The organism is Archangium sp. Cb G35 (genome assembly GCF_001896145.1).
Classification (GTDB): domain Bacteria; phylum Myxococcota; class Myxococcia; order Myxococcales; family Myxococcaceae; genus Archangium; species Archangium violaceum.
In genome coordinates, this window is sequence record NZ_MPOI01000011.1 from 159,287 (window position 1) to 184,105 (window position 24,819).

General features: G+C 68.4%; 15 protein-coding genes. 9 read left to right on the plus strand and 6 right to left on the minus strand.

Annotated features, from left to right (window positions below; all coding sequences use genetic code 11):
• Positions 1-122 precede the first annotated feature (122 nt).
• Positions 123-677: an Lrp/AsnC family transcriptional regulator gene (locus BO221_RS31345; protein WP_073564519.1), complete on the plus strand. Its 555-nt coding sequence runs from the start codon at positions 123-125 to the stop codon at positions 675-677.
• Here BO221_RS31345 and holA read toward each other — a convergent pair.
• The 5 genes from holA to BO221_RS31370 form a co-directional block, all read right to left on the minus strand.
• Positions 637-1,953, minus strand: a complete 1,317-nt coding sequence (holA, locus tag BO221_RS31350; RefSeq protein WP_073564520.1) for a DNA polymerase III subunit delta — start codon at positions 1,951-1,953, stop codon at positions 637-639. The two genes, BO221_RS31345 and holA, sit on opposite strands and share 41 nt — an antisense overlap.
• On the minus strand, positions 1,950-2,978 hold the full coding sequence (gene holB, locus BO221_RS31355) for a DNA polymerase III subunit delta' (RefSeq protein WP_073564521.1): 1,029 nt from the start codon (positions 2,976-2,978) through the stop codon (positions 1,950-1,952). The genes holA and holB overlap by 4 nt, the downstream gene beginning before the upstream one ends.
• Before the next feature lie 39 nt (positions 2,979-3,017).
• A complete protein-coding gene (locus BO221_RS31360; RefSeq protein WP_083681641.1) occupies positions 3,018-4,007 on the minus strand; it encodes a TIGR02757 family protein in 990 nt (329 codons plus the stop codon).
• A gap of 82 nt (positions 4,008-4,089) precedes the next feature.
• Positions 4,090-5,316 carry a cytochrome P450 gene (locus BO221_RS31365; protein ID WP_073564522.1) on the minus strand — a complete coding sequence of 409 codons (1,227 nt, stop codon included), beginning with the start codon at positions 5,314-5,316 and terminating at the stop codon, positions 4,090-4,092.
• Positions 5,317-5,433: 117 nt separating this feature from the next.
• Entirely contained in the window at positions 5,434-6,534 is a 1,101-nt protein-coding gene (locus tag BO221_RS31370; RefSeq protein WP_233166347.1) for an alpha/beta fold hydrolase, read from the minus strand.
• A 344-nt stretch (positions 6,535-6,878) separates the two neighbouring features.
• Here BO221_RS31370 and BO221_RS31375 point away from each other — a divergent pair, with 344 nt between their 5' ends.
• A complete protein-coding gene (locus BO221_RS31375; RefSeq protein WP_083681643.1) occupies positions 6,879-8,132 on the plus strand; it encodes an MFS transporter in 1,254 nt (417 codons plus the stop codon).
• Here the strand turns inward: BO221_RS31375 and BO221_RS31380 are convergent.
• Positions 8,119-9,849 (minus strand): amidohydrolase family protein, encoded by a 1,731-nt coding sequence (locus BO221_RS31380; protein WP_158079943.1) that lies wholly within the window; start codon positions 9,847-9,849, stop codon positions 8,119-8,121. The two genes, BO221_RS31375 and BO221_RS31380, sit on opposite strands and share 14 nt — an antisense overlap.
• A gap of 44 nt (positions 9,850-9,893) precedes the next feature.
• On the opposite strand from BO221_RS31380, the gene BO221_RS54095 reads away from it, so the two are divergent.
• The 7 genes from BO221_RS54095 (at position 9,894) to BO221_RS31415 (ending at position 24,817) form a co-directional block, all read left to right on the plus strand.
• Positions 9,894-14,633 carry a HEAT repeat domain-containing protein gene (locus BO221_RS54095; RefSeq protein ID WP_073564523.1) on the plus strand — a complete coding sequence of 1,580 codons (4,740 nt, stop codon included), beginning with the start codon at positions 9,894-9,896 and terminating at the stop codon, positions 14,631-14,633.
• 147 nt (positions 14,634-14,780) lie between these two features.
• Positions 14,781-17,108 (plus strand): molybdopterin-dependent oxidoreductase, encoded by a 2,328-nt coding sequence (locus BO221_RS31390; protein ID WP_073564524.1) that lies wholly within the window; start codon positions 14,781-14,783, stop codon positions 17,106-17,108.
• A gap of 10 nt (positions 17,109-17,118) precedes the next feature.
• On the plus strand, positions 17,119-19,029 hold the full coding sequence (locus tag BO221_RS31395) for an ATP-binding protein (protein WP_073564784.1): 1,911 nt from the start codon (positions 17,119-17,121) through the stop codon (positions 19,027-19,029).
• Positions 19,026-19,640: a response regulator transcription factor gene (locus BO221_RS31400; RefSeq protein ID WP_073564525.1), complete on the plus strand. Its 615-nt coding sequence runs from the start codon at positions 19,026-19,028 to the stop codon at positions 19,638-19,640. Before BO221_RS31395 ends, BO221_RS31400 begins: the two co-directional genes overlap by 4 nt.
• A 111-nt stretch (positions 19,641-19,751) precedes the next feature.
• A complete protein-coding gene (locus BO221_RS31405; protein ID WP_073564526.1) occupies positions 19,752-21,110 on the plus strand; it encodes a DUF1254 domain-containing protein in 1,359 nt (452 codons plus the stop codon).
• 187 nt (positions 21,111-21,297) lie between these two features.
• Positions 21,298-23,175 carry a kelch repeat-containing protein gene (locus BO221_RS31410; RefSeq protein WP_083681649.1) on the plus strand — a complete coding sequence of 626 codons (1,878 nt, stop codon included), beginning with the start codon at positions 21,298-21,300 and terminating at the stop codon, positions 23,173-23,175.
• Between the two features lie 214 nt (positions 23,176-23,389).
• Positions 23,390-24,817: an Ig-like domain-containing protein gene (locus BO221_RS31415; protein WP_073564528.1), complete on the plus strand. Its 1,428-nt coding sequence runs from the start codon at positions 23,390-23,392 to the stop codon at positions 24,815-24,817.
• Positions 24,818-24,819 lie beyond the last annotated feature (2 nt).

Below are 24,819 nucleotides of genomic sequence, written 5' to 3' on the forward strand. Positions count from 1 at the left end.
TGGACGCTCCTCCGGAATCACCCCGGCGTTCTGTTCGATGGAACGGATTTCACGCCGGAGCGGGTTCGAAGTTCGACACTTCGGCCGGGAGAATCCACGCTGACCGGAATACGCTTCCACACATGGAAGGAACCTCGAACCTGGACGCCATCGATCTCGCCATCCTGGAGGCCCTGCAGAAGAACGCGCGGCTGTCGAACAAGGAACTGGCGGCCGAGGTGGGGCTCGCGCAGTCGAGCTGTCTGGCGCGGGTGACACGGCTGCGCGAGACGGGCGTGCTCAAGTCCTTCCACGCCGAGGTGGACCCGCGCGCGGTGGGCATCGGGCTCCAGGCGATGATCGCCGTGCGGCTGCGGCAGCACTCGCGGGAGATGGTAGAGGAGTTCCGCCACCATGCGCTGTCGCTGCCACAGGTGCTGGCCGTCTACCACGTGGCCGGAGCCAACGACTTCCTCGTGCACGTGGCGGTGCGGGACGCGGATCATCTGAGGGACCTGGGCATGGACTCCTTCACCACCCGGCCCGAGGTGGCCCACCTGGAGACGTCGCTCATCTTCGAATACGTCCGCAGCCCCGGGATCCCGCTCTATGGGCCCCAGGGCGCCGTGCAGCGCACGGCCCCCAGCGCCGAGCCCGTCAGGCGCTCCCGCAAACGGTCCAGAGCAGCCGCTCGATGACGAGCTTGCCGCTCGCGGAGGACTTGAGCGACAGGTCCGCGTCGGCGCACGCCACCAGCGCGTCGAGCAGCTCGCGCCGCTTGTAGCGCGCCGCCCCCTGCATCGCGAGGAACGCCGCGTACGGGTGCGGAGCCTTGCCCTTGGCCGCCTTGGCCTCCTCCTCCACCCTGGGGAACACCCGCGACTTGAAGTCCGGGTACGAGCGCGGCAGCGAGCCTCCCGCGTACTTCTCCAGCCGCTCGTGGTTCTCCAACATGCCGCGCGTGATGGAGGCCACCGCGCCCAGCAGTTGCAGCCCGTGGACTCCCTGCCCCATCGCGTCCATCGTGTAGTCCAGCGCCGCCTTGAAGTTGCGATTCTGCAGCGCCTCGGACAACTCGAAGAACTCCTCCTCGCGCGTGTGCGCCACCAGCAGCGCCACGTCCTGGGCCTCGATCGCCGGGCCCTGCGAGTACGTGGCCAGCTTCTCCAGCTCCGACTGCAGGAGCCGCACGTTGCCGCCGATGCGCTCCTTGAGCTGCTCCGCCGCCCCCTTGCCCAGCTTCTTCTTGAAGGGCCGCAGGAACTCCTCGGCGAGCGGCTCGAGCTCGAAGTCCTTGTGGCGTGCCGCCACCTTGCGCTCGACGACGCGGCCCTTGTCCGCCGCCAGCTTCACCAACGGGTTCTTCGCGTCCACCTCCGAGGCCGCCAGCACCAGCGCATGCCCCGGCGGCACGCCCTTCTGGAACAGCTCCAGCAGCGCGCTCGCGTCACCCTCGGGCGCGGAGATCCGCTCCTCGCGGCAGAACGTGGCCACCTCCTTGAGGAAGGCCAGGTCCGCCTCGGCGAGCTCCACGTTCAGCTCGTCCTTCCACTGGTCCACCGACGGCGCGCCCGGAGCGCCCGGATCGAGCTGCTCCACGCCCCACCCCGCCCGCGCCGCCAGCGCCAACAACCGCCGCGCGCCCTCCTTGCGCTTGCCCGCCTTCCACGCCTCGCGCGCCTTGCCCAGCGCGTCCCCGCGGCCCTTCTTCGGCGCGAGGAACTCCGGGTCGCGCACCAGCACCACCTTGCGCCCGGGGAAGAGCGGCAGCGTGGCCAGCTCCTGTGCCACCTCGCGCGGCGAGCCCGCATCCAGCACCGCGAAGTTCAACCCCGCCGACGCATCCGGCAGCAGCACCTTCACCAGGTCGTCCGCGCCCCGGCGCACCAGGTACTCCTCGCCCCACAGCAGGTAGAGCGGAGCCACCTTGCCGGCCTTCGCCTCGTCCAGCACGTCCTCGATGTCCGCGCTCATCGCCCCTCCAGCAGCTCGATGAGCATCCGCTCCAGCTGCAACCTCGGCGACGCGTTGCGCTCCACGATGGTCGCCTTCGTCTTCTCCAGCAGCGCGTGCCGGCGGTGCAGCACCGTCTCGTGCGTGCGGGCCGCCACCTCCTGGGCCAGCTCCAGCATGTCCTGGTTGGCCAGCCGCTCCACGCCCGCCTTCGCCAGCGACACGTCCCGCGTCCACATGGAGAGGATGGAGAGCGCCTGCTCGGCCTCCTCACGCGAGGACCCGAAGGTCTCGGCCCAGCGCAACATGGGGCCCACCTCGCCGGGCTTGAGGGACTCGAAGCCGCTGATGACGTCCTTGCGCGCCGCGAGCGCGTCGAGGTCCAACGCCAGGGCGCGCCCCAGACTGCCGCCCGCCATCACCGCCGCGAGCTCCGCCGTCTGGGCGTCCAGCTTGCGCTCCTTCTGGAGACGCTCGGCGATGAGCGCCACGGGCAGCGGGCCGAAGTGCACCTTGCTGCAGCGGCTGCGGATGGTGGGCAGCATCTTGTCCGGGGCCGAGGCCAGCAGGATGAGCGTGGTGTCCGAGGGCGGCTCCTCGAGCGTCTTGAGGAAGGCATTCTGCGCCTGCGGGTTCATCATGTGCGCATCCACCACGATGGCCACCTTGCGCCGGGACTCGAGCCCGCGCAGGGTGATGCGCTCGAGCAATCCGCGGATCTGCTCCACGCGAATTTCCCGGCTGGGCGTGCCCTGGATGTCCGAGCGCCCCGCGAGGCCACGCTCGACGCGCTGGGCATCGGGCATGAGCCAGGAGACGTCCGGGTGGGCGCCCTTGGAGATGCGGGTGCAGCTGGAGCAGGAGCCACACCCTTCATCGGGCTTTTCCGGGCACGTGAGGGCCTGGGCGAGCCCCACGGCGGCGAGCTCCTTGCCGACGCCCTCGGGCCCGGCGAAGAGGTAGGCGTGATGAACGGAGCCGCCGCGCAGAGCCGCGAGGAGCGCGTCGATGGCGCGAGGCTGTCCGACGACCGAGGCCAACGTCATGGCGCGTGTATCCCCGCTCGGAGAGTCCCCGTCAACCACTCAGGGGGTAGTTTTCCCTCTCCCCCCGGGAGAGGGTCGGGGTGAGGGTATCGGACCCATTGGGTTGCCCCTGTGCATGCCCTTCACGGTCTTCTGTCCCACGGAGCAAGCGGGGAGCAACTTGCACCGGGAGCAATTCTCCGGAATGGGCTTCGTGGGGCACACGCCGCTCATGCCGTAGTGACACAGCGCGAAGTCGAAGCGCACGGGGTCGGCGGCATCGAGGGTGCGCAGGGAGGCCGTCACCTCCTCGGCGGTGCGCCAGCTCAAGTCATTCCGGCGGGTCAGCCCCAGGTGCTTCGAAATCCGTCCAATGTGCGTATCCAGCGGAATGAGCAGCGCCGAGGGGCGCACCCGCTTCCAGATGCCGAGGTCCACGCCATCCGGCCCGCGCACCATCCACCGGAGGAACAGGTTGAGCCGCTTGGCCGCGCCGGCGCCCAGGGGCGAGGGCAACAGGTGCTGCAACCCGCGCTCGGGCCCGAGCACCTCGCGCAGAGGCGGCATGGGCACGTCCCGCAGGGCCGAGGTGAACGCATCCAGCGCGCCATGCCAGGAGCCCCGTGCTTCCAGCCCCTGGACGAAGAGCGCCTCCAGGCTCCCGAGCTCGCGCAGGGCCCGGCCCATGCCCAGCAGCAGCACCGCCACGTCCGTGCCCACGTTGAAGCGATAGACGAAGCCCGAGAGCAGCTCGCGAGCCCCGGCCACATCCAGCGCGCGCACGAAGGCGGCGGGCGACGGGCCCATGCGCGCGAGCAACGCATCCACCTTGGGCCGGAACAGGTCCGCGCGCCCGTACGCCAGGGCCGCGGCCAGCAACGCGCTCACCTCGATGTCCCTCGGGTCGCGGTAGCGGTGCGGAAACTCCAGCGGATCGAACGCGATGCGCGCCCGGCTGTCCGTAGACGCCAGGAAGGCGTCCAGGCAGGGGCGCAGACGCTCGGCATCTCGCGGGCTCAGTCCTGTGTGTCCTCGGGCTCTCGGGGGCATGGCTCAGACACTCCGTAGCCTGGAGCAACCCGCTCCGCCACGGAGTTCATCCACCGCCGCCCCCGGCCCGGGCCCGCCGCGCCTACAGCTCCACGGGGAGCGCGCGCAGCTCCCGGTTGAGCGGGGGCCGCGTCTCCCACGTGGGCTGGGTGTCCTTCGCGGGCCGCACGTGAGGGAAGCGGCGCAACAGCGTCTCGAAGAAGACCTGGGCCTCCAGCCGCGCCAGCGCCGCTCCCAGGCAGTAGAACGAGCCGAACCCGAACGCCACGTGCTTGCTCGGCTTGCGGGTGATGTCGAACCGGTCCGGCTCGGCGAAGACATCCGGGTCCCGGTTCGCCGCGGCGAGCGCCAGGTACACCATCTGGAACTGCTGCACCACCTGCGCGCCGAACTCCACCGGCGCGACGGTGAGCCGGGTGATGAAGCCCACCACGTCGGCGTAGCGCAGCATCTCCTCCACCGCCTGGGGCATGAGCGAGGCGTCCTCGCGCAGCTTCGCGAACTGCTCCGGGTGCTGGAACAGGAGCAACATTCCCTTGCTGATGAGCCGCGCGGTGGTCTCGTGGCCGGCGAACAGCAGCAACGCGCAGTTGGAGAGGATCTCCTCCTCACTGACGAGCCCCTCGGCCTGGGCGCGCACGAAGACCTCGAGGATGTTCTCACCCGGGGCGCGGCGATGCTGGGCGAGCACGTCGCGCATGTAGTTCATCATCTCCATCACGCTCTGCTGGCTCCGCAGCAGTTGCTGCACGTCGAAGGCACTGAAGATGGCGGTCAGATCCCTCGACCAGCGCTGGAGCATGTACTCGTCCGTGAGGGGCACCCCGAGCATCTCGGCGATGACGCTCGAGGGCAGCGGAATGGCGAGCTCCTGCACCAGATCGATGGAGCCGCCCTTCGCCGCGGCGGCGTCGAGCAGCGTGTCGGTGATGGCCTGAATCCGCGGACGGAGGCTTTCCACGGTGCGCGGGGTGAAGTAGCGCTTGAGCAACGACTGGAAGCGGAGGTGGCCCTCATGGGTGGTGTGCCCCATCCACATGTTGACGGCGTCGCGCAGCGGCAGGAGCTGCTTCCGGGCCTCCTCGGGGAGGCGCTCGAACTGCCCCGTCATCGGTCCCGCGACCATGCGGGGATCCCTCAGGGCGTTGGCGATGTCGGAATGGCGGGTGAACACCCAGCCCTGGAGCTGCGGGCTCCAATGGATGGGCTCCTGGGCCCGAAGCCGATGGAAGAGCGGCTGCGCATCCTGGGCGGACGCGGGGCTGAGGAGATCGAAGACGAGGGGGGACTGGCTCGCTGCCTGGCTCATGACGTTCTCTCCGAAGTACGGCGAGAGGATACCCCTTTGCCCGGCCCCGGTCGCGGGAGGGGTCCGACAACGTTTCACCTCCCCTTCTGGCGGATTTTCAGCAACCAGGTGCCGGCGCTATCGGGTGCCAGCGGGCGCCACATCGCCAGCGCGCTCGGCAATCGGGCGGACATCGCGGACGAGTGAGAGCAGCACCTTGCCCGGCTCCTCGGCCATCAGCTCGTGCGCCGACTGCTCGAACCAGACGAGCTTCTTCGATGGCGCCTTGACGCCCGCGAACCACTCGGCGGCGACCGCCGCCGAGACGTTGTGGTCGTGACGCCCGAGGAACAGGATCAGCGGCGTCTTCAGCCGCTTCACATGCTTCAGATCCGCCGTCAGGATCGCGGACAGGAGCCGCTCGACCGAGAACGCCTCCGCCGTCCAGACCTGGCGCACCTCCTCGTCGGTGTACTCGGGCGACAGGTTCACCGCCGCGGCCTCGAAGCTCGCATTGGGACGCCGATAGGCGGCACCCCCGAAGAAGTTGAGCCAGCGCCGCTGGACCAGCACGTCCTTCACCGGCAGCGGCTTGCCGCCAACGGCATAGGGCGCGATCGATTCGAGGTCGCGGATCGCCTCTTCATTCTTCGCCGCGCGCGCCTGCTCCATCGTCCAGGTCCAGCCACGCCGCTCGCTCTCCCGTGCGTCGATGCCCTGACCAACGCCGATATAGGCATGGAGCCATTCGGGATGCCTCTCCGCGAGGGTGAGCCCGAGGATGCTTCCCCAGCTATGGCCGAGGACGAAGATCTTCTCCTTGCCAAAGGTCTTGCGTGCCCACTTCACGAGTTCCTCGGCATCCGCATGCATCCGCTCGACCGTGAGCGTCGGGGCGACCGTGGCCGGATCGTTCGCGACATACGTCTTGCCCGCGCCGCGCTGGTCCCACTGGATGACGGTGAAGAATTCGTCCCAGCCATGCGCGAAATACCAGCTCGTGGGCATCGCCACCCAGCCGGGGCCGCCATGGAGCACGAGCAGCACCGGATTGCGCGGGTCGCGGCTGCGGACCGAGACCCATTGATCGATGCCTCCGATGCGGAGCTTCTCGGTGCGCTCCAGCCCTTCGGGCGCCACGATCTTGCGGAGCTCCGCGATGATCTGAACGGCCCCCGCCCGGTCACGAGGACCCTGCACCTCCTGCGCCTGTACTTGAATACCGCCCAGAAGCAGCACCGCCAGCAACAGACAGGATCCTTTGCGCACCGTACCCTCTCGATTCTGTTCGCGATGCCCGTGGGTACCACGAACCCGCTCGACGTCTGAAGAGGTAAGGCCTGAAAATCCGGATATCCGGTGTCACAGGCGTACCGTCGAGGAGTTCTCGATTGATGAGCTTCCGGGCCCAACGCCCGGCTTGCTCCTGGACCGCGCTGTAGCCAGGATTGTCCCATGATCTGCACCGGCAAGACTCGAGCCTGAAGTCCGTCCCGCGCGGGACTCCGCGCGGAGCTCCCTTCGGACCTGCTCCCATCTCTTGAAGCGGCCGCCGCACGCGGCCCTTTGCGCTCGAGTTGCCGATGAATTCCCGTCTCCACACGCCCTTCGCGCGCGGCATGGTCGCGCGCCTTTCCCTGCTGCTCTTCCTGGATGGCCTGGCGCAATCGGTGAGCTTCCCGGTGATTCCTCGCCTCGTGGGCTCGTTCCTTGATGGCCATCCCGGCATGACCGCCCTCTGGGTTGGCTGGCTGGAGGTGGCCTGGGCGCTGCCCCAGATCTTCATGGCCCCGATCCTGGGCGCCTTGTCCGACCGGTTCGGCCGTCGGCCGCTCATGCTCCTGTCGATGGGGGGCGTCGGGCTCGAGCTCCTCCTCGATGCCCTGGCGCCGAACCTTGGGTGGCTGCTCGCGGGGCGGATCGTCTGCGGCCTCACCTTCGCCAGCCAGGCCGCGGTCATGGCGGGCGTGGCAGACACCACGCCGCCGGACGAGCGCGCCCGCGCCTACGGCTTCGTCAATGGCGCCCTCTACGCCGGCATTCTCGTAGGCCCCCTGCTCGGCGGCTGGCTGGCGGAGGCCGACCTTCGCGCGCCGTTCCATGTCGGCGCCGCCATCGCCGCCGTGGGCGCGCTCTACGTGGCGAGCCTCCTGCCCGAGCCACTTGCCCACGAACATCGCACGTCGACCCATGAGCCGAGGATCGGGCTCGGGGAGGCGTTCCGGCTGCTTGGAACCCACCCCGCCCTCCGCCCCCTGGCGGCCGTGCTGCTCCTGTCGTGGCTCTCCTTCCAGAGCAGCGACAACATGGTCGTGCTCTACACCGCCCATCGCTATGGCTGGAGCCCGGTTCAGTTCGGCGTCTTCGTGGCCGTGGAAGCGGCGCTCGGAATCCTCGTCCAGGGCTTCGTCGCGGGCGCCGCCGCCCGCCGCCTGGGCGAGCGCCGGACCCTCATCCTGGGCGCCACGCTCCAGGGCATCGGCATGCTGGCGATGGGGCTCGCGCCCACGGCCGCCCTGTTCTGGCCAGGAGCCATCATCGCCGCCCTGGGCGCCATCGTCCGGCCGGCGCTGCAGACCCTGATGTCGCGGGCCGTGGGCGCCGGCGAGCAGGGGCGCCTGCAAGGCATCGTCTCCTCGATCGCGAGCGCGACGAGCGTCGTCGCCCCACTCGTCTTCACATCCCTCTACGCCTGGGCGATTGGCAGCGGCCGGAGTCCGGCCTGGGCGGGGATCACCATCCTCTGCGGCGCGGCCCTGAGCGCCCTCGGCGCCTGGGTCGCCTGGCGCATGGTGCCGCGCCGTCAGCCGCCCCCGCCCCCCGTCAGCCCGCGGTGAGCCGCAAAGGACGTCCCGCCCGGTGCGGCCCGCGCTCGCCGTCACGCAACGCGAGCGCCCCATTGACGAACACCGCGCGGACGCCCGTGGCGTACGCGAAGGGATGGGCATAGGTGGCCTGGTCCGCGACGCTGGCCGGGTCGAACACCACGACGTCCGCCGCCATCCCGGGTGCGAGCAGTCCGCGATCCTTCATGCGGGCACGGGCGGCGGGGAATCCCGACAGCTTGTGGATGGCCTGCTCGAGCGTCAGCACCTTCTTCTCGCGCACATACACGCCGAGCACCCGGGAGAAGGTCCCGAGCGAGCGCGGATGAGGGTGGCCACGGCGCGTGGCCCCCTCCAGCGCCACGGCGGAGCCATCGCTCGCCGCCATCCCGAGCGGGTGCGAGAGGATGCGCACGAGGTTGTCCTCGCTCATGGCGAAGCCGACCATGCCCACGTTACCGCGGCTGCGCTGGAGCAGACCGACGGCCAGCTCATAGGGAGAGGTGCCGAGTGCCGCGGCGTGGCCGCCGAGCCGCTGACCTTCCGCGGCCCGGTCCACCGCATGGGCCACCGAGGACACCATCACGTTGTCCCAACCGCCGATGCTCTCCACCTTCGCCATCGCGGCCGACCGCAAGCGCTCTCCCATCACCGGATCCGAGAGACGCGCGAGAAAGGCATCCGTGCCACCGTCCCGGCTCCAGGCGGGGAAGAGGTTGGCCAGGGTGGTCTGGTAGGCCGTGTAGGGATAGCGATCGAAGGAGAGGTCGACGCGCTCCACCGTGCGCGCGTGCTCCAGGCGGGTGAAGACCTGGTCGAGCTTGCTCCAGTTCCGGGGGCCCTGCGTCTTCAGATGGGAGATGTGGAGCGGGCAGCCCGCGCCCCGCGCGACGGCAATCGACTCGTCGATGGAGTCGAGGATCCGCTCGTCCTCGTTGCGCATGTGAGTCGCGTAGACGAGCCCGCGTGCACCGAGCGGGCGGCAGAGGGCGATGAGCTCCTCGAGGGAGGCGAACGCCCCGGGCGTGTACTCGAGCCCGGAGGACGCGCCACACGCCCCCTCGGCGAGCGCGGCCTCGACGAGGGCCACCATCCTGGCCAGTTCCTCGGGCGTGGCGGGACGGTTCTCCTCGCCGATGACCGATTCCCGCACCGTTCCGAGCCCGACCATGCTCGCGACGTTGACGGCGGGCGAGAGGCGCTCGATGGCCTCGAAGAAGGCGCCCATGCTCCCGAAGGAGCGCTCCGAGCCACCTCCCGCCACGGAGGACTCGGGAGCACGCAAGCGGGGTGCTCGTGAGAACCCATCCTGCCCGGCGACGACGGTCGTCACGCCCTGACGGAGGACAGACTCGGCATTCGGGTCGTCGAACAGGGTGCCATCCGCGTGCGAGTGCAGATCGATGAATCCGGGTGCGACGGCGAGCCCGCGCGCATCGATCAGGGTACGAGCCTTCGCTCCCGCCAGAGCACCCACGGCGACGATGCGCCCTCCCGCAATGCCAACGTCCGCGGCCACGCCTGGCGCGCCCGCACCGTCATAGACGGTGCCGCCCTGGACCAGGACATCGTAGGTCTGACCCACCCCAAGCCGCTGTCCGCGCCCCACGCAGCCGAGCGCGCTCGCCCCGGCCAGTGCGAGCGCCGAGCCGAGCACGGTGCGGCGTGTCAGGGGATCGGATGCGGTGGAAGTGGCCGGGCGGTGAATCGAGGGATGGGAGGGAGCCATGGGCACTCTATAGCCCAGGGCCATCCGCATTAGAGTCCCCGGCCATGGCTCACTCCGAGGCCGAACTGGCGGAAGTGGAATCGCTCTACCGGAAGACGGTGAGGGACGCGTTCGAGTTCCTGACCTTCAAGGGCCTCACGCCCACAGGCCAGCCGGTGAGCCTGCCGCTCGAGGAGGTGTATGTCGGGCTGAAGCTATTGGCCGAGGTTCCAGATGCGGCGGATGAACTCAGCGCCGCCGAGCGCAGGCTCCTTCAGGAAACGGGGCGGCAGGGACGCCTGGATGAGGAGCAGGACCGGGAGCTGGACAGCTTGCGCTACCGGCGCTGGCGTGAAGAGGCGCGCGGTGAACAGCCGCGCCTCCAACGCTGGAGCCTCGATGCCACACAGGTGGAGCTGGATGAGCCCGTCATGGTCCTGCTGGGAGACCCGGGCTCTGGCAAGACGACGCTGCTTCACTACCTGGCCCTGCGCGCCATCGCGCCGGAGCAGCAGGGAGGAACGAGGAAGGGACGCTTGCCCATCTTCGTCTCGCTCGCCGCATATGACGAGCACCTGAGACGTACGGACGACACCACGACGCTCGAGCAGTTCCTCGCCCCCTCCTGCGCGCGGTGGAGAAACCCGCGAGGCCTGGAGCCGCTGTTCCACCAGGCCCTGGAGGAAGGAAGAGCCCTGGTCCTGCTCGATGGATTGGACGAGGTGCTGGATCTGACGACGCGACGGCACGTGGCCGAACAGGTCAGCGGCTTGCTTCACGAGTGGGAGGGCCGAGGCAACCGCTTCGTGCTCACCAGCCGGTTCATCGGCTACCGGGAGGTCCGGCTTCCGGGCACATGGCCGCACTACATGGTGCTGGATTTCGGGCCGGAGGAGATGGAGCGGTTCGCGCGGAAGTGGTGCGAGGCATTCGAGGTGCTGGCCGCGGGTGGCGAGCGTTCGGAGGTGGTGCTGCGGCGTGCGCGACAGGAAGCACGGGCCTTGCTGTCGGACGTGCACAGCAAGCCGGGTGTGACGCACCTGGCCTCCAATCCCCTTCTGCTGACGATGCTGGCACAGCTGCGACGGCAGGAAGGACAATTGCCAGCTCGGCGGATGGAGCTCTATGACCGTTACGTGCGCAGGGTGTTGGAGCATTGGGCCGAGCGAGTCGAACCCGATGTAGCCCAACAGCACTTGATGGATCTGGCGCTTTGGCTTCAGCGGCACCGCCCTGGCGGGACGGCGCGCCAGAGCGATCTGGTGAAGGTACTGCGTCATCAGGAGATGCGGGATATCGCCGGGCTGCTCGGAGAGCGGGGCCACGATGCCCATGGCTTCCTGCATCTCACATTCCAGGAGTACTTCGTGGGGCGGGCCCTGGCGCATGAGTCCCCGGAGCGCCGCTGGGAGCTCCTCCGGCCCCACCTGCATGACCCGCGCTGGCATGAGCCCCTCTTGCTGTGTGCGGGTCAGCTCGGGGTCATCGAGCGCCGGGATGAAGAGGTCGATGAATTGGTGGGGAGAATCCTGGGAGCGGACAGCGAGCACGAGGAGGCGCTCCACCGGGATTTGTTTCTGGCGACAGCGGTGCTCGCGGAGGGCGGCACGCGATCCAAGACGAGACTGAACGGCATTCTGGCTCGACTCGAGGCCTTGCGAACAGCGCGGGTGCCCTCGGTCCGTCAACAAGCACTGACGGGGATGGCTCGGCTGATGCAGCTGGGACATGAGCCGGCAAAGGATGCGTTCCTCGCCTGGGTGGGTGAGCGGCCCGATGCAGAGGAAACCATTCGAGTCATGACGAAGTGGCCCCACGGAGCGATGCCCGCCGAGCTTCGCGAAAGACTGATCCGTTGGCTGAGGTCCCCCGAGCTTCGGGCCGCGGCGAAGGACGCGCTGCGAGCCATGGATGACAGCGACGGATACATCCGGCGGACCCTGCTCTCGCTGCTCGCCGGCGAAGAACCCCATGTGTGGAGCACGGCGGTCCTGGCACTGGGAGATATGGCCGGCGGTGACGGAGCCTTGCGGCAGATTCTCCTCTCCCGGCTCGCTGATGAGGAACCCGATGTACGTGGCGCGGCAGCCAAGGCATTGGGAGCCCTCGCGGGCAACGATGGATACGTGCGGCAGGCGCTCCTCGCTCGGCTCACCGACGAAGAACCCGATGTGCGGAGCGAGGCGGTCCTGGCGCTGAGAGACGTGGCCGGCAGTGATGGAGCCGTGCGGCAGGCCCTGCTCTCCCGGCTCGAGGACGAGACCTCCGAAGTGCGTGAATGGGCTGTCGAGGCACTGAGTTCCGTGGTGGGCAACGACGGGGCCGTGCGGCAGGCCCTTCTTGCCCGGCTCACCGACGAGTCATCCGATGTGCGTTGCGCGGCAGTCGAGGCGCTAGGCGCCATGGTGGACAGCGACGAGGCCGTGCGGCAAGCCCTCCTCTCGCGGCTGACCGACGAACTCTTCGCTGTGCGTAGAAGGGCAGCCAAGGCGTTGGGGCCCCTGGTGGGCAGCGACGAGGCCGTGCGGCGGGCCCTGCTCTCCCGGCTCGCCGACAAGGACCGCGATGTGCGTCGGGTGGCGGTTGAGACGCTGGGGGCCAGGGTGGGCAGTGATGGAGCCGTACGGCAGGCCCTGCTCTCCCGGCTGACCGACAAACACCCCGGTGTGCGTGAAAAGGCGGCCGAGGCGCTGCGTGCCGTGGTGGACACCGATGGAGACGTGCGGCAGGCACTCCTCCCCCGGCTCGCCGACAAGGAGCCCGAGGTGCGCGAAAGGGCAGCCGAGGCGTTGGGAACCCTGGTAGGCAGCGACGAATCCGTACGCCAGGTCCTCCTCTCGCGGCTTGGCGGCGAGCACCGGCAGGTACTCAGCGAGGCGGTCGAGGTGCTGGGTGCCCTGGTGGGCAGTGACGAGTCCGTGCGGCTGGCCCTTCTCGCCCGGCTCGACAGCGAGGACTCCGCTGTGCGTCGAGCGGCAGCCAAGGCACTCGGAGCCATGGTGGACGACGATGGGTCCGTACGTCAGGCCCTCCTCGCCCGGCTCGACGACGAGGACTCTGGTGTGCGCCGGGTGGCAGCCGCGGCGCTGCATGCCGTGGTGGACAGCGACGAGGCCGTGCGGCAGGCCCTCCTCGCCCGGCTCGCTGACGAGGACTCCGAGGTGCGTCGAGCGGCGGTCTGGGCGCTGGGAGCAGGGGCCGGCGTCGAAGGAGCCGGCGTCGAAGGAGCCGTGTGGCGGGCCCTTCTCGCCCGGCTCGACGACGAGGACTCCGATGTGCGCCGGGTGGCAGCCGAGGCGTTGAGTTCCATGGTGGGCAGCGACGAAGCCGTGCGGCAAGCGCTCTTCGCGCGGCTCGATGACGAAGACATCCATGTGCGTCGAGTGGCGGCCAAGGCACTGGAAACCGTTGTGGGCACCAATGAGCCCATGCGGCGGACCCTCCTCGCCCGGCTCGCTGACGAGGATTCGAAGGTCCGTAGCGCGGCGGTCTGGGTACTGGGAGCCGTCGTGGGCAGCGACATGGCCGTGCGGCAAGCCGTCTTCGCCCGGCTCGACGACGAGGACTCCGATGTGCGTCGAGCGGCGGTCTGGGCGCTGGGGGCCGTGGTAGGCAGCGACGGAGCCGTGCGGCAGGCCCTCCTCCTCCGGCTGATCCTTGCTGACGAGGTCTTCGAGGTGGGTCGAGCAGCAGCGAATGTATTGGGCGCCGTGGCGGGCAGCGACGAGGTTGTGTGTCAGGCGCTCTTCTCCCGGCTCGCCCACGAGCGCTGGGGTAGCGATGTTGCCAGGATATTGGGAGCCCTGGCGGTCAGCGACGAAACCGTTCGGCAAACCCTCCTCGCTCGAATCACCGACGAGGATTGGTGGGTACGTCGGGATGTAGTCAGGGTGCTGGGGGCCTTGGCGGTCAGCGACGGAACCGTGCGGGAGGCCCTCCTCGCCCTGCTCGATGATGAGCACGTCCAGGTTCGTCAGGAGGTAGCCAGGGCGCTGGGGGCTTTGGTGTGCAACGATGAGTCCGTGCGGGAGGCCCTCCTCGCTCGGCTCGACGATGAGAGCATCAGAGTGCGTAGCGAGGTCATCAAGGCACTGGGTTCCGTGGTGGGCAGCAACGAAGCCGTGAGGCAGGCCCTTCTCCCTCGGCTCGACGATGAGGACTGGGAGGTGCGAGCGACAACGGTGATGACTCTTTCAGAGAAGCTCCCTGCCGAGGATGCTCCAATAGACTCATTCATTCCCTGGCTGGGAGCTGCCGGCCATTACGAACCAGGGAATCTGGCTGAAAAGGCTCGTCGTTCGGTCGCCCGGATGGCCGCTCTCGAGGCCTCTCACGATGAACCCACGTTGAAGCGTTTGTTGGAGATGGTGCATGACCCGGAGTGGCTGAAGCGCCGGGGCGCCGCGCTCGCACTGATGTCCATTCCCGAGGGGCCGCCGCCCGGCGTGAAACCGGCCCTGCTTGGCTTGCTCGAGGATTGCCGTGACGAGGGGCGTTGGTATGAGCGCCTGGAAACGGTGGCGGTTCTGCTCAATGTGCGTGACCGGGAAGCGAGCGAGAAGGCCATCGACTGTGCGATGCGCGCACTCGATTGGGGCATCCAGCCCTGGGTCGACGCCAGCGCCGGTGGATGGGTGCGCCGCACGGCAGCGGAGCTCCTCGGGCAGTTGGAGCCCACCCATCGCAACGAGCGCGTGCTCCAGCGATTGATCCGGTTGCTGAGTGAAGACGATCAGGAACAAGTCTGCGACGCTGCCTACCAGGCCGCATTGCGCCTCATCGTGGCTCCTGCCGAGCGCCGGTAGAGGCCCGAAGGAACAACCGCTCTTCATCGCGTGGCTCGATGGTGGAGAAGCGGCCGCGCGTCGCTTCGAGCTCCCGTCTCGATGATGGCGGACCGCATGGCGCGCCCATGAGGTAACGTTCGTTATCCTTTTGACAAGGGGTCCTCCATGACCACCGAGCAGACCGCCTGCATCCTGTGCTCCCGCAACTGCGGGCTCCGCGTCGAAGTCGAGGGCTCCCGCCTCACGAGTATTCGCGGCGACGACGCGCACCCGGTCTCAAAGGGATACCTCTGTCAAAAGGCCGCGCGGTTGCAGCACTACCAGGAGAACGCGGATCGCCTCGAGCACCCGCTGCGCCGCGAGCCAGACGGCAGTTTCGTGCGCGTGGGTTGGGACGAGGCACTCGCCGGCATCGCCGCCCGGCTGATCTCGATTCGCGAGCGGCACGGCGGCCGCGCGTTCGCGTTCTACGGCGGTGGCGGCCAGGGCAATCACCTCGGGGGCGCGTACAGCCGGCAACTCACCAAGGCGATGAAGAGCCGCTTCGTGTACAGCGCGCTCGCCCAGGAGAAGACCGGCGACTTCTGGATCAATGGCCGGCTGTTCGGCGACCAGCGTTGCCACATCACGGAGGACGTCGAGCACGCGGACGTCGTGCTCTTCATCGGCACGAATCCATTCCAGGCGCACGGCATCCCGAATGCGCGCGACACGCTGCGGGAGCTGAAGAACGACCCCGCACGCACGATGGTCGTGATCGACCCGCGCAAGACCGAGACGGCGCGCATGGCCGACGTGCACCTTCAGTTGCGTCCCGGCACCGATGCATTCCTGCTCGCCGCGATGCTCGGCATCATCGTGCGCGACGGCTTGCACGACCGGGCGTTTCTCGCCGAGCGCTGCACCGGGTTCGCGGCGGTCGAGGCCGAGCTCCGGGCGATTCCCATCGAGGAGTTCGTTCGTCGCGCGGACGTGCCTCTTGCCGGCGTCGAGCGGGCCGCCCGGACGTTCGCTGGAGCGCGCACCGCGTGCGTGCGCGTGGACCTGGGACTGCAGCAGAGCCTCCACAGCACGCTCAACTCGTACCTCGAGAAGCTCCTGTTCCTGCTGACCGGGAACCTCGGCAAGCGCGGGGCGAACAACTTCCACTCGCTCTTCCTGCCCATCCTCGGCAACACCGACGAGCGCACGGGCCGGCACGTGCTCACCGCGCATCACCGCATGTTCCCGATCGGTGGGCTGTATCCGCCGAACATCCTGCCCGGAGAGATCGAACACGACGGAGAGGACCGCGTGCGTGCGCTGTTCGTCGACAGCGCCAACCCGGTCCTGACCGCCGCGAACACCGCCGCCTACGAGCGCGCGTTCGCGAAGCTCGAGCTGCTCGTCGTCGTGGACGTGGCGATGACGGAGACGGCGCGCTTCGCTCACTATGTCCTGCCCGCGGCGACGCAGTTCGAGAAGTGGGAGTGCACGGGGTTCAACCTCGAGTTCCCCGACAACGCGTTCCAACTCCGCAACCCCCTGTTTCCACCGCGCGCGGAGGCCCTGCCCGAGCCGGAGATCTACACGCGGCTCCTCGAGGCCATGGGCGAGCTGCCCCGGTCCTTCCCGGTGCTCGAGCGCATCGCGGCGGCCGAGCCCGCCGCCACGAAGCACGCCGGATTCATCGCCGCGCTGGGTGCGACACTCGCCGCGAGGCCGCGGTGGGCCCCCTATGGCGCGTCGATCGCGTACCGCACGCTGGGGCGGGCACTCCGCACGTCACGGGCGCACCCGGAGCGCGTCCCACCCGCCGCCGCGGCGCCCCTCATCGCATTGGCGCTCGACCTCGCACTGAAAGAGCCCGGTGCGGTCCGCCGCGCGGGGCATCGCGGCAATCGGCTCACCCTGGGCCTGTCTCTGTTCCAGACGATTCTCGACAAGGCCGAGGGCACGCTCATCACGCGGCACGAGTTCGCCGACACCTGGTCGTTCATCCGTCACCAGGACGGGCGCGTGCACCTGGAGATCGCGGAGATGCTCGGTGCGCTCCAGTCCCTCCGGAACGAGCCCGAGCCTCCCCCGGGGCTCGTGCTGCTGGCGGGCGAGCGCCGCGCCTACAACGCCAACCAGATCTTCCGGGATCCCACCTGGCGGAAGATCGACCCCGACGGCGCGATGCGCATGCATCCCGACGACGCACGCGAGCGCGGACTCTCCTCGGGCTCGCGCGCGATTTGCGAGTCGGACACCGGACAGCTCGAGGTCACGATCGAGCTCGACGACTCCGTGCGAGCTGGAATGGTCACCCTCCCCCACGGTTACGGAATGCGCTACCGCGGCGGAGCGCCCCTCGGCCCCCAGCTCAACCGCCTCACGGCGAGCGAGCACTGCGACCCGCTCGCGCGCACGCCCTTTCACAAACACGTTCCGGTTCGAGTCACCGCGGTCCACGTCGCGCGGAGCGAGGCCCCCGGCAAGAGCGCCCGGCCCGCGCTGCCCCCACGGTAAAGTGTCCACCATGTCCTGGCGCATGGTCTTTGTCTTCTGCCTCCTGTCGCTGCTGCCCCCCCAGGCGGTGGCCCAGGAGGCGCGTCCGGCTGGAAAGTCCGTGCTCCTGCTCATTCCCGAGGATACGGCGCTGCCCGCCATGGCGACGCTCGTCGCCAGTCTCCGCTCCTCCCTGTGGGAGGCCCAGGACGGCCCGATCACCCTGGATGTCGAGAGCCTGGATCTGGGTTGGGCCCGCGGGCCTGCCTACACACAGGCCCTGCACACCTGGTATCTGGCCAAGTACCGGGAGCGTCGGCCGGATGCCCTCATCGCCTTCCGCTCCGACGCCATCCAGTTGGCCCTGCAACTGCGCCGGGAGCTGTGGCCGGATATCCCGATGGTCGTCCTCTCCGAGGACGAGCGGCTCTGGGAGCAGCAGCCTCGCCCGGAGCAGGTGGCGGGCCTCTGGCTACACTATGACATGCGGGCCACCGCGGAGCTGGCCCTGCGGCTGCTGCCTGGCACACGGAGGCTCGCGCTCGTCAGCGGCTCCAGTCCCTGGGAGCGCACTCAGCAAGAGCGGATGGTGCGAGAGCTGCAACCGCTGCTGGCGCGGCGGGGGCTGGAGTTCATCGACCTGAGCAATCTGCCGCTGGCCGAGCTGCTCGAGCGCGCGAGGACCCTGCCGGACGACACCACGGTCCTCACCTTCACCTTCATGACCGATCCCAGCGGGAAACCCTTCGTGGGGCGCGAGATCGCACGCATGTTGCTCTCCGCCAGCAACCGGCCCTGCTTCGCCCTCCACGAAACCGTCCTGGGTCTGGGGTTCGTCGGCGGAGCGCTCGTCAGCTACGAAGCCGTGGGCCAACAGCTGGGCATGCTCACCTCCCGCGTGTTGCGCGGAGAGCAGGAGGAATTCCTCGCGCCCCTGAAGCCGGCACCCGTGGACACGCTGAAGGTCGATGCCCGCGCGCTGCGGCGCTGGGGCATCCCCCGCGATCGGGTGCCTCCCGGGGTGCAGCTCGCCTTCGACGAGCCCACGCTCTGGGAGCGCTACCGCTGGTGGGTCCTGGGGGCCCTGACGATCAGCGGCCTGCAGGCGCTGGTAGCCGGGGGGCTCGTGGTGGAGCGCCGCCGCCGCATGCGTGCCCAGGCCGAGCTCCTCGAGCGCCAACGCCTGGAGAAGCTCGCGGAGATGGAGGCGCGTCGAACCCTGGATCAACTTGCCCACGTGAGCCGGGTGGCCGCCCTGGGCGAGCTGACCGCCTCACTGGCTCATGAGCTCAACCAGCCCCTGGCGGCCATCCTCAGCAACGCCCAGGCCGCCCGCCGCCTGCTGAACGCCACCCCCGCGGAGCTGGACGAGGTGCGCGAGGCCCTCGAGGACATCATCTCCGACGACAAGCGCGCGGGCGAAGTCATCCACCGCATGCGCGCGCTGCTCAAGCGAGGGGAGCCCCGGCAGGAACTCCACTCGCTCAATGACCTGGTGCGCGAGGTGGCGCGCCTGATGGCCAACGACATGCACCTGCGCGGCGCGACCCTGCAACTGGCGCTTGCCCCGTCGCTGCCCACCATCCAGGGGGACGGAATCCAGCTCCAACAGGTGGTGCTCAACCTGCTCATCAACGCCATGGATGCCATGACCGATGTCCCCGCGGGCCAGCGCCAGCTGCGGGTCCACACCGCCTCGCCAGGCCCGGGGCAGGTGGAGCTGAGCGTGCAGGATTCGGGAGGAGGGATCGAGCAGTCGCGGCTGGCCCTCATCTTCGAGCCCTTCTACTCCACCAAGGAGCAGGGGCTGGGCATGGGGCTGTCCATCAGCCGCTCCATCGTCGAGGCGCACGGCGGCCGCTTGCAAGCCGAGAACCTTCCGGGACAGGGGGCTCTGTTACGGTGCGTGCTTCCCGCAGCGCTCACGGAGTCCCCGCCATGACACAAGCCCCCGCCACCATCTTCCTCGTGGACGACGATGAGTCCGTGCTGCGGGGGCTGGGGAGGCTGCTGCGGGCCGCCGGCCATGCCACGAAGCCCTTCGCCTCGCCCTCCGAGTTCCTCGCGCAGCTGTCCGGGGACACGCCGGGCTGCGCCGTGTTGGATCTGCGGATGCCGGGGCTGAACGGGCTGGAGCTGCAGCAGGCCATGGAGTCCAGGGGCTGCCACCTGCCTGTCATCTTCATCTCCGGCCACGGGGATGTTCCGGCCAGCGTCAGGGCCATGAAGGCCGGCGCCGTGGACTTCCTCCTGAAGCCCTTTGATGAACAACAACTGCTGGGAGCCATCTCCGAAGCCCTGCTCAAGGACGCGGCGGCCCGCGCTGGCCGCGCCGAGACCGCCACGCTGAATGCCCGTCATGCCGCCCTCACTCCCCGCGAGCGGGAGGTATGCGCGCTGGTGGCCCAGGGACTGACCAACAAGGAGGTCGCCCAGCAGCTGGGCACCACCGAGAAGACCATCAAGGTGCACCGCGCCCGCGTCATCCAGAAGCTGAACGTGGACTCGGTGGCGGAGCTGGTGCGATTCGTGGACCGGCTGGACCAGGGCTGAGCCCGCGCTGTGTAAGCACTCGGTCCAATATCCATGAAATGACACGCTGATAGGTTCCCCGCTCGCGACAGATAGAACTTCGAGCGATCCCCGCTCGAAGAAAAAAAGCCTATGGCGACGAGCGCTGATTTGAACTTCGAGACTGCATACGAGATTGGCTGCGAGGGATATACCTATCTCTATCCCATCGTGTTGATGGACGTGACGCGCCGGCAGATGACGAACGTCAAGGAGATCGACCTCCCCACCTGGCGAGCCCCGGCCAACGTGTTCATGAACAACCCGACCTTCCCGGGGCCGGAAGACCGCACCGTGGTGCGACCCAACTTCGACACGCTCTATTCGAGTGCGTGGCTCGATCTCGTGCGCGAGCCCCTGGTCATCAAGGTCCCTCCGTCCGATGGGCGCTACTACCTCTTGCCCATGCTCGACATGTGGACGGACGTCTTCGCCTGCCCCGGCCCCCGCACGACGGGAACCGCGGCCCAGGAGTTCGTCATCGTCGGCCCGGGGTGGAACGGGACGATCAACCCGGCCCTGAACCTGCAACGGATCGACGCGTCGACGCCCTATGTCTGGATCATCGGACGAACGCAGTGCGACGGTAGTGAAGCGGACTACGCCAGCGTGCACGAGTTCCAGAATGGCCTCCAGATCATCCCTTACTCCGCCTACGCGGCCGGGCAGCCGGCGCCGCCGCCCGTCGGGACAGACACCGATGACATCAGCCGCGAAGAGCCGTTGGTGCTCGTGGAGCAGATGACGCCCGAGGCATTCTTCGCCTATGGCGCGGACCTGCTGCGCAAGAATCCAGCGCACTTCAATGACTACCCCATCCTCGCGCGTCTGGCGCGGGCAGGCTTCGTGGCGGGCCAGCCGTTCGACCTGAACGCAGCCCCGGCGGCAGTGCAAGACGCCTTCAGGAAAGCGGCCCCCGACGCCCTCGCCCGGATGAAGGAGAAGCAACACTCCCTCACGCCGCTGACGAATGGCTGGGTATACCCGAACGAGATGATGGGGACCTACGGGACGAGCTACCTCCGCCGCGCGATCATTGCCCTGGTCGGACTGGGCGCCAATCTCCCGGAGGACGCCATCTACCCGACCGCCTACGTTGATTCCACGAGCACCGTGCTGGACAGCGCCAGGCCCTACACGCTGCGCTTCGAGGCCAACAGCCTGCCACCGGTGAACGCCTTCTGGTCCGTGACGCTGTACGACGAGCAGGGATTCCAGGTCCCGAACGCCATCAACCGCTTCTCGCTGGGCACGCGAAACGACCTGGCCGAGTCCGATGGCTACGTGACGGTGTACGTCCAGCGCTCCATGGACGAGGCCGATCCGAGGCGGTCGAACTGGCTGCCGGCACCACAGCAGGGCGTGTTCAACCTCACCCTGCGGCTGTACTCGCCGAAGCAGGAGGCGATCAATGCGGATTGGCACCCGCCCGCGATCACGCGAGCGACGTGACCCGCGACAGCCGGGCGCGAGCTCGTGATTCCCGGTAGGCCAGGCGGGAGCGGCGCTGTGTAAGCACAAGGTCCAATACCCATGACCTGACACCCCGAGTAGAGGTGCCCGCGCTGACAGGGCCTGGCACCTCCTCTGGCTGCTGGCCGTCTGGGCCTTTGCCCACCATGAACCGGGGCCGCTTCGCATGAAAAACCTACCCATCTCCCTTCTTGCCTTCTGCCTGGCGCTCGCCGTCACTGGCTGCCGCTGCGCTTCCTCTCCACCAGACGATTTCTCGCTCCGTGTCGTCCTCGCGGAGAGCAGCATCTCCGCGGGGGTGAGCACCACCGCGAAGGCCCAGCGGGTCTATGAAGATGGCCGCGTCGTCGACCTCGACGCCTCCACTTCACAGCAATGGGCTTCGTCCGCTCCTCAAGTGGCCTCCGTCGAACCGCAATCGGACGGCACCGTCAAGGTGACGGCTCTCCAGCCCGGTAGTGCCATCATCACCGTCAACGCGGACGATGCCTCGGGCGAGGCAACCCTCGAGGTCACCGCCGCTCGCCTGCTCTCGCTGCAGGTGTCACCCACCGTTGCCTCCGTGCCCGTGGGCCTCACGCAGCAGTTCACCGCCCAGGGCAGCTACAGCGACGGCACCACGGCCGACGTGACGAGCAGCGCGACGTGGACGGCGAGCAACACCGCCATTGCCACCGTGAGCAGCACGGGCCTGGGCACCGGCGTAGCCGAGGGTGGGCCCGTCACCCTCACCGCCACCCTGGGTGGCGTGAGCGGCACGGCTCAATTCACCATCACATCTCCGCCGCCCGTGCTCACCTCCATCACGATCACCCCCGCCACGGCTTCGGTGCGCCAGGGCTCGACACAGCCGTTCACCGCCCAGGGCAGCTACAGCGACGGCACCACGGTCGACGTGACGAGCAGCGCGACGTGGACGACGAGCGACACCGCCATTGCCACCGTGAGCAGCACGGGCCTGGGCACTGGCGTGGCCGGGGGTGGGCCCGTCACCCTCACCGCCACCCTGGATGGCGTGAGCGGCACGGCTCAACTCAGCGTCACCGGGTGGACGTCCGCGGAGTCCATGTCCACGAGCCGCGACAGCCACACCGCCACGCGGCTCGACTCGGGCCGGGTGCTCATCGCTGGGGGGCGCAATGGGACAACCACCCTGAGCAGTGTGGAGTTGTACGATCCAGCAACCAACTCCTGGTCTCCAGTCCGTGCCATGTCCAATGGCCGCTTCGCTCATGCCGCCCTCTTGCTCCCCTATAGTTACGTGCTCGTCACTGGAGGGCACAATGGGACGGACTCCCTGCGCAGGGCGGAGATGTACGATCCAGCTTCCAACGCCTGGTATTACTCCGGCAACATGGCCACGGGCCGCTACCATCACACCATGACGCTGCTTCCCTCGGGCAATGTGCTCGTCACCGGCGGCACCGATGGCACCAACGCTCTAGCCACTGCGGAAGTGTTCGATCCGTTGAGCAGCATCTGGTCTCCGGCCAGCCCCATGAGCACCGCCCGCTTCCACCACACCGCCACAGTGCTCCCCTCGGGCAAGGTCCTCGTCTCAGGGGGGTCCAATGGCTCCGGGAGCTCAAGCAGCGCCGAGGTGTACGACCCGGCCACCAATACGTGGGCTCCAGCTGCCACCATGGTGACGAGCCATCGCCTTCACACGGCCACGCTGCTCTCCTCTGGCAAGGTGCTCATCTCAGGGGGGCAATCGAGCACCGGGCCCTCTTCCTCCGAGCTGTATGATCCAAACACCAACAGCTGGTCCGCGGCTGGCTCCATGGTCGAAGGCCGCTCCCGCCACACCGCCACGCTGCTCGCTTCGGGCAAGGTGCTTGTCACGGGCGGCGGCGACGGCAGCAGCGATTACAACACCGCCGAGTTGTACGACCCAGCTACCTCTTCCTGGTCCGCAACCGCCTCCATGGCCGCGTCCCGCGGAGCGCACACCGCCACGTCGCTGACCTCAGGCAGGGTTCTCGTCGTGGGTGGCGAAGATGGCACCCACTCACTTGCCACGGCGGAAGTGTACGTGCCCTGAGCGCACAGCCTCTCTGTAGAGAGCGGGGCGCACGCTCGCTGTCTCCAGCGGAGCCCACTGTGTGTGACGGGGTGCCTGGCGACCGCTCGAACCCGGGCGGCGCCGCCATCTTCGGGCACGACTTCGCCCACCCTGGAGCCATCTTCCACGCCGTGGGAGAATCTGACGTTCCACGTTTCCATCGCCCATGTCGGGCGTTCCACGAGAAGAGTTCATGTCATATTTGCTTTCGAGGTGGCTCGCAGCGCCAGCCACCGCATTGCGCGCCGGACTGGTGCTTGGACTGGCTGTCAGCACCCTCGCCGCTTGTAACGGCTCGCCGGTGACCCAAGACGGCACCCACGAGACGGCGGAAGACACGCCCCTCGAGGTGCACCTGCCGGCCAGCGGCAACGGGGCACTCACCTTCAGTATCGTCGACGCGCCGGACCACGGCACGCTGAGTGAGATCAGCGCCAATGGCCTCGTCACCTACACCCCCGGCGCCAACTACCATGGCGAAGATGCCCTCACCTTCCGCGCCACCAACCGCAACGGCCAAAGCGCCCAGGCCACGGTGACCATCACCATCACGCCAGTGAACGACACGCCCACCCTCTCCCCGGTGGCAAACCAGAGCATCACCGCTGGCAGCTCGACCGGCGACCTGGCCTTCACCGTGGGCGACGTGGAGACCGCCGCCGACAGCCTCACGGTCACCGCCACTTCCTCCAATACCGGCCTGGTGCCCAACGACCCCAGCCATCTCGTCCTCGGCGGCTCCGGCTCCAGCCGCACCCTCAACGTCGTCCCCGCCGCCAGCGCCCGCGGCACCACCACCATCACCCTCTCGGTGAGTGACGGCTCCGCCACCACCACCACCACCTTCGTGGTCGACGTCACCGGTATTGCGAGCCTCTACTGGATGACGGCCGCCGGCTCGCTGTGGAGGGTTGACGTGAACGGCACGAATGCCATTGAGCTCAAGACCGGCATCGGCGGGACATCTGTCATCGCCACCGACCCAGAAACCCGTACCATCTTCTACTCCCGCGGCAGCGCAATCGTTCAAGCGGACAGTGATGGGGCGAACCCGGTCGATGTCGTGGCGAACGGAGGCTACCCCTCCGGGCTGGCAGTCGATTCGACGAACCGCAAGCTGTACTGGTCCGATTTCAACGGGAATCGGGTCATGCGCGCCGAGCTGGACGGCAGCAATCCAACGCAGATCGCCGGCGGCATCGATAGCCCTTCCGCCCTCGCGTTCGATGTCCCGAGCGGCAAGGTGTATGTCATTACCTACAACAACACCAAGATCGTACGATTCAATCTCGATGGCACCAACCTGGAGACCCTCGCTTCAAACCTGGGCGGCCAGGGCGTGGGCCTGGCGGTCGACTCGAGCGGCGGGAAGGTGTACTACTCGACCCGCGGCCCCAGTATCTATGTCACCAACCTGGACGGCTCCAACGCCACCACCCTGGTGACCGGCCAGAACACGGTGCACGGGATTGCCATCGATGTCACGGCCGGGCAGCTGTATTGGGCGGATTGGCTGGGTGAAGTGCTCCGGAGCGCCAATCTGGCCGACGGCAGCGATATCCAGCCCGTGAGCTCGGGCAGCGGCAGGTACCTGGGTCTGGCCTGGATGCCTGCGCCGTAGCC

Coding starts and splice junctions, on each gene's coding strand:
- BO221_RS31410 (WP_083681649.1), top strand. CDS start 21,298: ATGAAAAACCTACCCATCTCCCTTCTTGCCTTCTGCCTGGCGCTCGCC.
- holB (WP_073564521.1), bottom strand. CDS start 2,978: ATGACGTTGGCCTCGGTCGTCGGACAGCCTCGCGCCATCGACGCGCTC.
- BO221_RS31415 (WP_073564528.1), top strand. CDS start 23,390: ATGTCATATTTGCTTTCGAGGTGGCTCGCAGCGCCAGCCACCGCATTG.
- holA (WP_073564520.1), bottom strand. CDS start 1,953: ATGAGCGCGGACATCGAGGACGTGCTGGACGAGGCGAAGGCCGGCAAG.
- BO221_RS54095 (WP_073564523.1), top strand. CDS start 9,894: ATGGCTCACTCCGAGGCCGAACTGGCGGAAGTGGAATCGCTCTACCGG.
- BO221_RS31390 (WP_073564524.1), top strand. CDS start 14,781: ATGACCACCGAGCAGACCGCCTGCATCCTGTGCTCCCGCAACTGCGGG.
- BO221_RS31365 (WP_073564522.1), bottom strand. CDS start 5,316: ATGAGCCAGGCAGCGAGCCAGTCCCCCCTCGTCTTCGATCTCCTCAGC.
- BO221_RS31395 (WP_073564784.1), top strand. CDS start 17,119: ATGTCCTGGCGCATGGTCTTTGTCTTCTGCCTCCTGTCGCTGCTGCCC.
- BO221_RS31380 (WP_158079943.1), bottom strand. CDS start 9,849: ATGGCTCCCTCCCATCCCTCGATTCACCGCCCGGCCACTTCCACCGCA.
- BO221_RS31400 (WP_073564525.1), top strand. CDS start 19,026: ATGACACAAGCCCCCGCCACCATCTTCCTCGTGGACGACGATGAGTCC.
- BO221_RS31360 (WP_083681641.1), bottom strand. CDS start 4,007: ATGCCCCCGAGAGCCCGAGGACACACAGGACTGAGCCCGCGAGATGCC.
- BO221_RS31375 (WP_083681643.1), top strand. CDS start 6,879: ATGAATTCCCGTCTCCACACGCCCTTCGCGCGCGGCATGGTCGCGCGC.
- BO221_RS31345 (WP_073564519.1), top strand. CDS start 123: ATGGAAGGAACCTCGAACCTGGACGCCATCGATCTCGCCATCCTGGAG.
- BO221_RS31405 (WP_073564526.1), top strand. CDS start 19,752: ATGGCGACGAGCGCTGATTTGAACTTCGAGACTGCATACGAGATTGGC.